This is a genomic window from Streptomyces silvae (assembly GCF_016745505.1).
Lineage (GTDB): Bacteria > Actinomycetota > Actinomycetes > Streptomycetales > Streptomycetaceae > Streptomyces > Streptomyces silvae.
This window is the reverse complement of record NZ_JAERUC010000206.1, coordinates 113551-124787: the sequence shown is the minus strand read 5'-3', so window position 1 is coordinate 124787 and position 11237 is coordinate 113551. Positions and strand designations below refer to the sequence as shown.

At 70.8% G+C, this 11237-nt stretch carries 11 protein-coding genes; 9 read left to right on the top strand and 2 right to left on the bottom strand.

All coding sequences use genetic code 11. The features are described from left to right. Window positions 1-11: 11 nt before the first annotated feature. From JKV81_RS35385 to JKV81_RS35375, 3 genes are all read left to right on the top strand, one after another. Window positions 12-1010 carry an ATP-binding cassette domain-containing protein gene (locus tag JKV81_RS35385; RefSeq protein WP_202079678.1) on the top strand — a complete coding sequence of 333 codons (999 nt, stop codon included), beginning with the start codon at window positions 12-14 and terminating at the stop codon, window positions 1008-1010. Then, window positions 1007-1807, top strand: coding sequence for an ABC transporter permease (locus JKV81_RS35380; RefSeq protein ID WP_129259957.1), 801 nt, complete (start codon window positions 1007-1009; stop codon window positions 1805-1807). Before JKV81_RS35385 ends, JKV81_RS35380 begins: the two co-directional genes overlap by 4 nt. A 137-nt stretch (window positions 1808-1944) precedes the next feature. Then, window positions 1945-2751 (top strand): class I SAM-dependent methyltransferase, encoded by an 807-nt coding sequence (locus JKV81_RS35375; RefSeq protein WP_372444278.1) that lies wholly within the window; start codon window positions 1945-1947, stop codon window positions 2749-2751. Window positions 2752-2776: 25 nt separating this feature from the next. Here JKV81_RS35375 and JKV81_RS35370 read toward each other — a convergent pair whose 3' ends face one another. After that, the gene (locus tag JKV81_RS35370) at window positions 2777-3925 is read right to left on the bottom strand and encodes an FAD-dependent oxidoreductase (RefSeq protein WP_129259955.1); all 1149 of its coding nucleotides are present in this window, start codon (window positions 3923-3925) and stop codon (window positions 2777-2779) included. Window positions 3926-4094: 169 nt separating this feature from the next. On the opposite strand from JKV81_RS35370, the gene JKV81_RS35365 reads away from it, so the two are divergent. Continuing rightward, window positions 4095-4691 (top strand): TetR/AcrR family transcriptional regulator, encoded by a 597-nt coding sequence (locus JKV81_RS35365; RefSeq protein ID WP_129259954.1) that lies wholly within the window; start codon window positions 4095-4097, stop codon window positions 4689-4691. Window positions 4692-4794: 103 nt separating this feature from the next. Here JKV81_RS35365 and JKV81_RS35360 read toward each other — a convergent pair whose 3' ends face one another. Beyond that, window positions 4795-5835 carry an NAD(P)-dependent alcohol dehydrogenase gene (locus JKV81_RS35360; protein WP_129259953.1) on the bottom strand — a complete coding sequence of 347 codons (1041 nt, stop codon included), beginning with the start codon at window positions 5833-5835 and terminating at the stop codon, window positions 4795-4797. A gap of 171 nt (window positions 5836-6006) precedes the next feature. Here JKV81_RS35360 and JKV81_RS35355 point away from each other — a divergent pair, with 171 nt between their 5' ends. The 5 genes from JKV81_RS35355 to JKV81_RS35335 all read left to right on the top strand — a co-directional run bounded on the left by JKV81_RS35355 (window position 6007) and on the right by JKV81_RS35335 (window position 11234). Further along, complete coding sequence (locus JKV81_RS35355; RefSeq protein ID WP_129259952.1) at window positions 6007-6951, top strand: helix-turn-helix domain-containing protein; 945 nt, start codon at window positions 6007-6009, stop codon at window positions 6949-6951. Window positions 6952-7103: 152 nt separating this feature from the next. Continuing rightward, window positions 7104-7910: a FadR/GntR family transcriptional regulator gene (locus JKV81_RS35350; RefSeq protein ID WP_129259951.1), complete on the top strand. Its 807-nt coding sequence runs from the start codon at window positions 7104-7106 to the stop codon at window positions 7908-7910. Window positions 7911-8098: 188 nt separating this feature from the next. Continuing rightward, complete coding sequence (locus JKV81_RS35345; protein ID WP_129259950.1) at window positions 8099-9418, top strand: ABC transporter substrate-binding protein; 1320 nt, start codon at window positions 8099-8101, stop codon at window positions 9416-9418. Continuing rightward, window positions 9418-10377: a carbohydrate ABC transporter permease gene (locus tag JKV81_RS35340; protein ID WP_099175862.1), complete on the top strand. Its 960-nt coding sequence runs from the start codon at window positions 9418-9420 to the stop codon at window positions 10375-10377. The genes JKV81_RS35345 and JKV81_RS35340 overlap by 1 nt, the downstream gene beginning before the upstream one ends. Next, window positions 10374-11234, top strand: a complete 861-nt coding sequence (locus tag JKV81_RS35335) for a carbohydrate ABC transporter permease (RefSeq protein WP_124279217.1) — start codon at window positions 10374-10376, stop codon at window positions 11232-11234. Before JKV81_RS35340 ends, JKV81_RS35335 begins: the two co-directional genes overlap by 4 nt. Window positions 11235-11237 lie beyond the last annotated feature (3 nt).

The following is an 11237-nucleotide window of genomic DNA, read 5'->3' as shown; positions in this document are numbered from 1 at the left end:
GAGAGGCACTCATGAGCAAGCCGCAGTCCCGGCCGGCGATACGCGCCGAAGGGCTCACCAAGAGATTCGGGAGCAGGCGGGCGCTGGCGGGGGTGGACCTCGAAGCGGCCCCCGGCACGGTGCTCGGCGTTCTCGGCCCCAACGGCGCCGGCAAGACCACCACGGTGCGTGTGCTGTCCACCCTGCTCCGGCCGGACGCCGGAAGGGCGTGGATGGCGGGCCACGACGTACTGGCGGATCCCGAGGGCGTACGCCGCAGCCTCGGGCTCTCCGGACAGTACGCGGCGGTCGACGAGAAGCTCACCGGGCGGGAGAACCTCTACCTGGTCGCCCGGCTCTACGGCCTGGGGCGGCGGGCCGCACGCGTCAGGTCCGGGGAGCTGCTGGCGGGCTTCGACCTGGAGGAGGCGGCGGACCGGCGGAGCGGCACCTATTCGGGCGGGATGCGCCGACGGCTGGACCTGGCCGGGGCGCTGGTGGCCCGGCCGCCCGTCGTCGTCCTGGACGAGCCCACCACCGGGCTCGATCCGCGCGGCCGCGCCGACACCTGGCGAGCCGTCAGGACGCTGGTGGCGGAGGGCACGACGGTGCTCCTGACCACCCAGTACCTCGAGGAGGCGGATCAGCTGGCGGACGTCATCGTCGTCATCGAACACGGCGGAGTGGTCGCCCGGGGCTCGGCCGCCGAGCTCAAGGCACGCGTCGGTGGCGAGCGGCTCTCCCTGACGGTCACCGAGGCGTGGGCGCGGGCGGCCACCGGCGACATCCTGTCCTCCCTCGGCGCGCACCGCCCCGAACTCGATGCGCGTACCGGACGGTTCACGGTAACCACCGACCATGGCGCGGAGACCCTTGAGTACACCCTTGGCTGCCTGCGGATGGCGAGCATCGCGGTCCGTGACGTCGTCCTGGCGCCACCGACCCTCGACGACGCCTTCCTCGCCCTCACGGGACAGCCGGTCTCGGCCGGCGGCCCGGCGGACGAGGCTCTCGGCGCCGGTGCCCGGTGAAGGCCGCCCGGAGGCTGGCACGCGACTCCTCTCTCATCGCCTGGCGTAATCTGCTCAACCTGCGCCGTACCCCCGGCTCCGTCGTCGCGGCCCTGGTGCAGCCGGTGATGTTCGTCCTGCTGCTGGCCTACGTCTTCGGCGGGAGCCTCGGCGGAGCGGGGTACCGCACCTTTCTGATGGGCGGGATCTTCGCCCAGGCCGTCACCTTCAACGCGGCGTTCACCGCGCTCGGGCTGGCCGGCGACATGGACAAGGGGATCGTCGACCGCTTCCGCTCCCTGCCGATGCCCCCGATGGCCGTGCTCCTGGGCCGGGCCCTGTCCGACCTGACGATGAGTACGGTGACGCTGGCCGTCACCTCGGTGTGCGGGCTGCTGGTGGGCTGGCGCATCGCGGGTTCCGCGGCCGGCGCTCTGCTCGCCTACGGGCTGATCCTGCTGTTCGCCTTCGCCATGTCCTGGGTCGGTGCTGCGATCGGGCTGCTGGCCCGCAGCGTGGAGGTGGCGCAGAGCGCCGGGCTGGTCTGGCTGTTCCCGGTCACCTTCGTCTCCTCCGCGTTCGTCTCGACGGACTCCATGCCGGGTCCGCTGCGTACGGTCGCGGAGTGGAATCCCGTCTCCGCCACCGCGACCGCCGTACGGCAGCTCTTCGGCAATCCGCCGCCGGGCGGCTTCCCTGCCGGAGACGCCTGGCCGGTCGTGCACGCGCTGCCGTACGCGGTGTTCTGCGCCTGCCTCATCACCGCCGTGTTCAGTGCGCTCGCGCTGAGGCGGTTCCGCCGCATCACTCTCGGCTGACGGACCCGGCCGCCTGCGGTGCCGTTCACGCCGAGTGATCCATTCCATGGATCGGCATTGTTGCGAGCTGGTGGTAAGAACACATCGAGTGCACATACTGGGCACGGTGATTGTCCGCGACGGCCGGGACAGACCGTATCCGGAAGGGAAGAGCCGCACTCATGACAGCGACCGCCACCTCCGCATGGCAGCGCCTGCAGACCAGTTGGGACCGGCAGCAGGAGTGGTACATGCCGGACCGGGAGGAGCGCTTCCGGGTCATGCTCGACACGGTCGAGGCCGTGGCGGGATCCGCCCCGCGCGTCCTCGACCTGGCGTGCGGCACCGGCAGCATCTCCGACCGGCTGCTGCGGCGACTGCCCGGCGCCCGCACCACGTGTCTGGACATCGATCCGACGCTGCTGACCATCGCGCGCGGGCACTTCGCGGGCGACGACCGCGTCACCTTCGTGGAGGCCGACCTGACCGACCCCGGCTGGACCGGCCGCCTCCCCGAAGCGCCGTACGACGCGGTGGTGACGGCCACCGCCCTGCACTGGCTGGACACCGAGCCGCTCCGCCGTCTCTACGGCTCACTGACCGGGGTCCTGCGTGAGGGCGGCGTCTTCCTGAACGCCGACCACATGGAGGACGGGTCCGCCCCCCGTCTCAACGCGGCGCTCCGGACCCTGCACACCGGGCGCCAGGAGCAGCAGCGGCGGGAGGGAGCCGTGGACTGGGCGGACTGGTGGGACGCGGCGGCCCGCGATCCTCTCCTCGCCGCGGCCACGGCCGAGCGGTTCGCCCTGCTGGGCGATCCACGGCGCCCCAGGGCGGACGCCGGCCGGCGCGATCGCCCCACCCTCACCCGGTGGCACATCGAGACCCTGCTGGAGCAGGGCTTCGGCGAGGCCCGGCAGGTCTGGTGCTCCGCCAGCGACGCGCTGGTGGCAGCGCTGCGCTGAACCCCCTCCTGACCCGTACGTGCGGTCAGGGCTGGGCGTGGCCGGACGGCTCGGCCCCCTCGGCGTCGGGGACGCCGAGAAGGTGCTCGGCTCCGCCTTCGAGCTGCCGGGCCAGCTCGGCCGAGCGCGGGAGCATGGTCTTCTCGTAGCCGCGCACCGCGTCGTCGACGGTGGACGCGCCGGCGAGTGCGAGCGCCAGTTCGCAGGCGTCGAGCATGGCGAGGTTGACGCCGACGCCGAGCGGCGGCATGAGGTGCGCGGCGTCGCCCAGGAGCGTCACCCCGGGCGTGTGCTCCCAGGTGTGCGGCACCGGCAGGGCGAACAGCGGACGGTCGACGTACGGGCCGTCGTTGTCGGTGATCATGCGGAGCATCTGCGGCGACCACCCCGCGTAGGCCTCCAGCAGATGCGCGCGGATGCCTTCGGTGTCCCCGGGGCGCAGCCCGTTCGCCGCGATCCAGTCCACGGGGACGCGCCGCATGAGGTAGACCCGCATATGGCCCCCGCTGTTGCGCTGCGCGAAGAGGCCCCGCTCACCGTCGCCGGCGTGCGCGCTCCCCTTCCCGACCAGTTCGGAGAGCTCGGGGTGCGCGGTCTCCATGGCGTCGAACCACGCCTCCAGGAAGCTGACCCCGGTGTACTGCGGCACTGCGGCCGACACCGCCGCGCGGACCCGGGAGAAGGCGCCGTCCGCACCGATCACGAGATCCGTCTCCACGGCCGTGCCGTCGGTGAACGTCAGGGTGCGCGGCCCGTCGGCCGGTCCGTCCACCGAGACGAGGGCACTCCCCCAGCGGACGGTCCCCGGCGCGAGTGAGGCCACCAGGAGATCGCGGAGCTGCCCGCGGTCGATCTCGGGCCTGGCCGTCTCGCCCTCGTCCGGCAGGTGATGGCCGATGAGGTGTCCCGTCCGGTCCATGCTGCGCATCTCCTGCCCCTCGAACCGGGCGAGTGCGAAGAACTCCTCCAGCAGGCCCGCCTCGTGGAGCGCGAGCTGCCCGTCCTCCTCGTGCAGGTCGAGGGAGCCTCCCTGGTTGCGGGAGCCGGCATCCGGATCCCGGTCGTACACCGTCACCGCTATGCCGTGCCGCTGGAGGATGCGGGCACAGGTGAGGCCTCCGGGGCCGGCTCCGATGATGCTGATCCGCGCGTTCGGCGGCGTCGGAGAGTTCATGGTGGGGTCCTTTCGTCGGCGGGGTTCCGGGCGCCGGGGCACGGCGATGACCGGGTGCCGCGACCAGGACGGGCGGCGACCCCTGCTGAAGCAACCAAAGCAGAAACGAGTCAATAAGTGCAACCGTTCAAGTTTCTGCTTCATTCCAGCCTTGGGGTACAGTGATCTCATGCCCGATTCCCCGACCGTCGGCCGCCGCGAGCGCAAGAAGGCCGCGACGAGACAGGCCATCGCCGATGCCGCCCTGGAGCTCTTCCTGGAGCACGGTTTCGAACGTGTGAGCGTCCGTGACGTCGCCGAGAGAGCCGACGTGTCGACGACCACCCTCTTCGCGCACTTCCCGGGCAAGGAGGCACTGGTCTTCGACCGGGAGGCGGATGTGGAGGCGGAGCTGGTCGCCGCGGTACGGGACCGACCCGAGGGCCTGGGTGTGGTCGAGGCGCTCCGCGCCCACGCACTGGCGTCCTGGGTGCCGCTGGCCGCCGACCCGCGCCGGGAACGGTTCACGGCCCTGGTGAACGGGACGCCCGCGCTGCGCGAGTACGGCGAGCGCATGTGGATGCGGCACGCGGGCGCGCTCAGCTCCGCGATCGCGGAGGAGCTCGGCCGGGACGAGGACGACCTCGCGTGCGCGGCGCTCGCACGGTTCGTCCTGGAGATCCCGGCCCTGGCCACGGGCAGGCACGATCCCCGGGCAACCGTGGAGACGGTCTTCGACCTGCTGATCAACGGCTGGCGGTCGCAGCTCGGCCCCGACGCGGGCTGACCCCTCGCACGTGAAGGGCCCCGACACGCACGCGTGTCGGGGCCCTCTTCGTGCACCCGGCCCCCGGACGGGACCGGCTAAGAGTGCCTTCGGACGGGAGTCCTCAGATGGTCGCGGCGTCGATCACGAACCTGTACCGCACATCACTGTTCAGCACCCGCTCGTACGCCTCGTTGATCTCGGACGCGCCGATCAGTTCGATCTCCGCGCCGAATCCGTGCTCGGCACAGAAGTCCAGCATCTCCTGGGTCTCCTGGATACCGCCGATGCCGGAACCCGAGAGGGACTTACGGCCGCCGATCAGCGAGAAGAGGTTGACGGATATGGGCTCCTCCGGGGCGCCGACGTTGACCAGCGCACCGTCCGTCCTGAGCAGGGAGAGGTACGCACCGAAGTCCAGCGGCGCGGAGACGGTGGACAGGATGATGTCGAAGGTGCCGCGCAGCTCCTCGAAGGTCTTCGGGTCGCTGGTGGCGTAGTAGTGGTCGGCGCCGAGCTTCAGCCCGTCGTCCTGCTTGCGCAGGGTCTGCGAGAGAACGGTCACCTCCGCGCCCAGCGCGTGCGCGATCTTGACGCCCATGTGCCCGAGCCCGCCCATACCGAGGACGGCGACCTTCTTGCCGGGTCCGGCGTTCCAGTGCTTCAGCGGGGAGTACGTGGTGATGCCCGCGCAGAGCAGCGGCGCCGCCTCGTCGAGGGAGAGGCCGTCGGGGATGCGCAGGGTGTAGTTCTCGTCGACGACGATGTGCGTGGAGTAGCCCCCGTACGTGGGGTCGCCGTTCTTGTCCAGGGCGTTGTACGTGCCGGTGTTGCCCTTGGCGCAGTACTGCTCCAGGCCGGCCTTGCAGTTGTCGCACTCGCGGCACGAGTCCACCATGCAGCCGACTCCCACCCGGTCGCCGACGGCGAACTTGGTGACGCCGGGGCCGGTCTCGGTGACGATGCCGGCGATCTCGTGACCGGGCACCATCGGGAAGATGCCCTCACTCCAGCCGTCACGGGCCTGGTGGATGTCCGAGTGGCAGATACCGGCGAACTTGATGTCGATCAGGACGTCGTACTCGCCGACCGGGCGTCGCTCGATGGTGGTGCGCTCGATCGGTGCCTTCGCGGAGGGGGCGGCGTACGCAGCGACAGTGGTCATCCGGAATTCTCCTAAGGAGGTGGTCCTGCGCCCGGCGGCTTTCGGTCCGGGCACGCAGACCAGCCTGCCCCACCTGACCGCGTTCACCCAGGCCACGGCTCTGCCTACGTCCAGTGGTCCTACTACTGACGGGGTCAGGATGGTGTGCGTACGACCGTGGATACTGGACACATGGACGAGCAGCCTGTACCCGGTCGGCAGCCCGCCGGTGACCCCGGTCCCGGTGGCGGCGCGGGGCACGCCCTCGACCGGCGTGCCGAGCTCAGCGAGTTCCTGCGCAGCCGGCGTGCCCGGCTCAAGCCGGAGGATGTGGGGCTGCCGGACTTCGGGCGGCACCGCCGGGTGCCGGGGCTGCGCCGCGAGGAGCTGGCCCAGCTGGCCGGTGTCTCCGTGGCGTACTACACACGTCTTGAGCAGGGCAACGGCCAGAACGTCTCCGCGGAGGTGCTCGGCGCCATCGCGTCGGCGCTGCGGCTGACCGACGCGGAGCAGGCGCATCTGACGCACCTCGCGAAGCCCAAGCAGCACAGGAAGAAGCCGTCGGCCCGGCAGCAGCGGGTGCGGGGAAGCCTCTGCCGGCTGCTCGACACGATGGACGGTGTTCCCGCGTACGTCATCGGGCGGCGTTCGGAGATTCTCGCCTGGAACCGGATGGCGGCAGCGCTCTTCGGCGACTGGTCCCTGCTGCCGGCGCAGGAGAGGAACTGGGCACGGCTGACGTTCCTGAAGCCGGAGTACCGCGATCTGTTCGTGGAGTGGGACCAGAAGGCGTCGGACATCGTGAGCTATCTGCGGATGGACGCGGGCTGCCGCCCCGACGACACCCGGCTCTCCGCGCTCATCGGTGAGCTGTCCGTGAAGAGCGAGGAGTTCAGGCGGCTCTGGGCCAGGCACGACGTCAAGGAGAAGAGCCACGGCGTGAAGCGGCTGCGTCATCCGCTGGTGGGTGAACTGACGCTCGACTACGAGACGTTCGCCCTGCCCGACGACGCGGAGCAGTCGGTGGTCGTCTATCACCCGGAGCCGGGCTCGGCGTCCGCGGACGCCCTGCTCCTGCTGGCGAGCTGGGGCGCGGACGCCACCCGGGCCGGCTCGTCCGTACCGGGGAGTCCGTGAGCCGTGCCGGGAAGTCCCTGAACCGGCCGGGAAGCCCCTGAGCCGATCGGGGAAGTGCCTGAGCCGGCCGGGAAGTCCGCGGGCCTGACCGCTCCCCCGGGCTCGGCCGGATCGGCAGCGTACCGCCAGGGACCAGCCTGTACGCTGCGGGGATGCAGCCGTCCGCCTCTTCCTCCTCCGCGCGGTCCGGTCAGGCCGCAGCTCCCGACCGGCGTGGACTCCTGACGGAACGGATCGCGCGCGAACTCGAGCACGACATCCGGTCCGGTGACATCCCCGTCGGAACCAAACTTCCCTCGGAGCGCGAGCTCGCGGCCCAGTTCGGCGCCAGCAGGAACGTCGTACGCGAGGTCCTGCGCCGGCTGGAGGCCCAGCTCCTGATCGAGGTGGCCCCGGGCCGCGGTTCCTTCGTGCGTGAGCAGAGCTCGGGGCAGGCCCGGGGGTACGACGCGTTGTACCGGGCCGGCCGGCCCACCGTCCGGCAGCTGATCGAGGCCCGGCTGCCGCTGGAGGTCGAGACGGTGCGCCTGGCGACCGAGCGCGCGACGGACGAGGACATCGAGGCGTTGAGGTCCGCCCGGGACGCGCTGGAATCCGCGAGCGACGTCGTCGTCAAGGCCCGGGCCGACATGGCGTTCCACGACGCCGTGGCCGAGGCGAGCAAGAACCCGGTCCTGAGGATCATGCTCTCGTCGATCAGCGGGATGATGTTCGAGATGATGCTCCGCTCCAACTCCGACCCGTCGATCGGGGAGCCCGGGGTCCCGCACCACCCCGAGATCTTCGAGGCGATCGAGGCCCGTGACGTGGACCTGGCGGGCGAACGGATGCGCGAGCATCTGATGCTCGGTCTGCGGACCTACGGGAAGGACCTGGACGTCCAGGTCGACATCATGGCGCGCAACCACATCGAGGCACTCCTGGACGGGACCGGCAACCGCTACGGCGCGGTCCAGTAGGGGTCACCGCCCGCGCGGCACGGTGAATCCGGCCCGCGAAAGGGCTGTTCGGGACGCCTCTCCCCTGCTAACGTCCGTCTCTGGTCGAACTGGTCCTACCAGTTGGGCCAGACGAACGGACGCTCCCCGCAGGCGGTACGCCCCCGGGTGAGCAGGACGCACGACAGCGCAGAGAGACGAGGACGACGATGTCCACGAGCAGCCAGCTCCTCAACCGGCGCTCCTTCGGCAGGCTGGCGGCGGGAGTCGCGGGAGCCGCCGGGTTGGGGGCGCTCAGCGCGTGTACGACCGGGGGCGGACGGCCCTCCGCGGACACCCCGTTGCGGATCATGGCGATCAACCATGTGTGGTCCCAGGCGATCCGGCGCCGTACGAAGGAGTTCGAGGAGCGCATCGGCCGGCGGGTCTCCATGACCCTGCTCACCGCGGACCAGCTGGCGAGCAGCTACAACGTGAAGCTCAACGCCTCGGGCACCGATGTGGACGTCATGATGGTCCGCGCGCTCCAGGAGCAGCTGCTCTTCGCCCACAACGGCTGGCTGGCCGACCTGAGCGACCGCGTCACCCAGGACGAGGACTTCGCCTGGCAGGATTTCCAGAAGGCCCCGCGCGACGCCTCCGTGACGGCGGGCCAGGTGCTGAGCGTCCCCGTGGTGACCGAGCGTCCGGCGCTGTACTACCGCAAGGACCTGGTGCAGGACCTCGGCGGACCGCCGGGCACCCTGGAGGAGCTGATGGCGGCCGCCCAGGAGCTCACCGACAAGAAGAAGGGCTTCTACGGGTTCGTCGGCCGGGGCCAGCGCAGCGGCGCCGTGTCCCAGTGGTCGAGCTTCCTGTACTCCCACGGCGGGGACTTCGTCGTGCGGGGCAGGTCCGGCATCGGCACCCCGGAGGCCCTCGCCGCGTACGCGTACTACGGCGGGCTCCTGGCGAGGACGGGGCCGCCCGGCGCCACCAACATGAGCCTCGAACAGGCCATGCCGATCTTCGCGCAGGGCAAGGCCGCCTTCTACATCGACGCCGACGCCATCTACAGCAGCTTCCTCGACCCGAAGGTGTCGACCGTCCGCGAGTCCGTCGGCTTCGCGCCCTTCCCGGCCGGACCGGCCGGCGCCCGGCCGCACAACATCCCGTCCTGGAGCCTCGGCATCAGCAAGTTCTCCCTGCTGCGCGACGACGCCTGGGAGTTCGTCAAGTGGGCCGCCGGCACCGAGATGACCGCCGAGCTCCAGAAGGGCGGCATCCCCGGCGCCCGTAGCTCGGTGTGGTCCGACCCGAAGTCCTTGGCCTCCTTCCCGCCCGATCTCGCCGAGGCCATGCGGCTCAACGCGGAGCGGGGTCTCGGCTACGACCGGCCCCGGGTCCTCCAGGTCGGCCGGGCCAGGGACATCGTCGGACGGCCCCTGGTCGCGGGCATCCTCGGCAACGACGTACGACCGGTGGCTCGTGACGCCGACGCGGAGTTCGCCGATTTCCTCGTCCGCGACAACCGCCACAAGGAGTCCTGATGTCCACCACCGAGGTCTCCCCCGCCCGCGCGGCAGCCGCGCCGGGCACGGGACCGGCCCCCGCGCGCCGCCCCCGTACTTTCGAGCAGGCCAACCGGCGGCTGAAGTGGACGATGCTCGCCCCGGCGCTGCTGTTCGTCGGCCTGATGATCGTCTTTCCGCTGGTCTACACCGTCAACCTCAGCCTGACCGACGCCTTCGGCGCGGTGAACGCGGGCAAGGCCCACGTCGGACTGCAGAACTTCGCCGACGCCCTCGGCGACACCCGCAGGTTCTGGCCCGCCGCCCGGCGCACGCTGGTCTTCACGGTCGGGGCGGTGGTCCTGGAGACGGTGCTCGGACTGGCCCTCGCGATGCTCATGCGCAAGCCGTTCCGCGGCATGCGGTGGGTGCGTACGGTCCTGATCATCCCGTTGCTCACCACGCCGGTGGCGATCGGCATCCTCTGGCTGCTGATCCTCGACCCCACCAACGGCATAGCCAACCACCTGCTCGCCGGAGTGGGCCTGCCCCGCCAGGAGTTCCTCGGCTCGGTCAGCCAGTCGCTGCCGACCCTGATGCTCATCGACGTATGGCAGTGGACGCCCATGATGACGTTGCTGCTGCTCGCCGGGCTGACCACCCTGCCCGAGGAGCCCGAGGAGGCGGCGCGCGTCGACGGGGCGAACGGCTGGCAGCGGTTCCGGCACGTCGTGCTCCCCATGCTCGGACCGACGCTCGCCACCGCCCTGGTCCTGCGCGCGGTGGACGCCCTCAAGACCTTCGACATCCTCTACGCCACCAAGGGTGCGGGCGGCGGCTCGGACTTCGAGGTGGAGACCCTGAACGTCTACGCCTACGGGCTGACCTTCGACTACCAGGAGTACGGCCTGGCCGCCGCCGTCCTGGTCCTGTTCACGCTCTTCATCATCGGCGTCGTGGTGCTGCTGCGCCGCCGGGGCGGAAGGAAGACCGCATGACTGCCACCGTCACCCCCGTGCCCGTCCCCGTCGCCCGGCACCTGCGCCGGCGCGCGGTCCGGTCGTGGCTGCGCGGAATCGCCATCGCCGTCGTGACGCTCGTCTTCGCGCTGCCCCTGGTGTGGATGTTCGCCGCCGCCTTCAAGACCAACGTCCAGGTGACCGACCCGTCGGTGGGGCTGTGGTTCAGCCCCACCCTGGAGAACTTCCGCAGCATCGTCGAGGCCGGGCAGATCGTCCGGTCCATGGGCAACTCCCTGCTGGTCGGGGTGGTCTCGACCGTGCTCTCCGCCGTCATCGCGGTGCCCGCCGCCTGGGCGGTCGGACGGTTCGACATGCACCGGACGGGATCGCTGATCCTGGTGGCGCGCATCGTTCCGGCGATCTCCCTGCTCGTCCCCTGGTACTACCTGTTCGCGCAGATGGGTCTCGTCGGCTCCTACACCGTGCTGATCCTCAGCCAGATGTTCGTCTCCGTCCCGCTCATCATGTGGATCATGATCAGCTTCTTCGCCGGCCTGCCGGTCGAACTGGAGGAAGCGGCGCGCACCGACGGACTCAGCGCCTTCGGGGCCTTCTGGCGCATCGCTCTGCCGCTGGCCGCCCCCGGGACGGCGACCGCGTCGCTGCTCGCCTTCGTCTTCAGCTGGAACAACTTCATGTTCGCGCTGATCTTCGCCGACGACCGCACCCAGACGGTGCCGGTGACCCTCTTCAACTTCATCTCGTACGCGAGCACCGACTGGGGCGGCCTGATGGCAGCGGCGACGCTCATCACCGTCCCCGTCGTCCTGGCCGCCGTCCTCGGACAGAAGTACCTGGTGGCCGGCCTGACCTCCGGCGCCACCAAGGGCTGAACC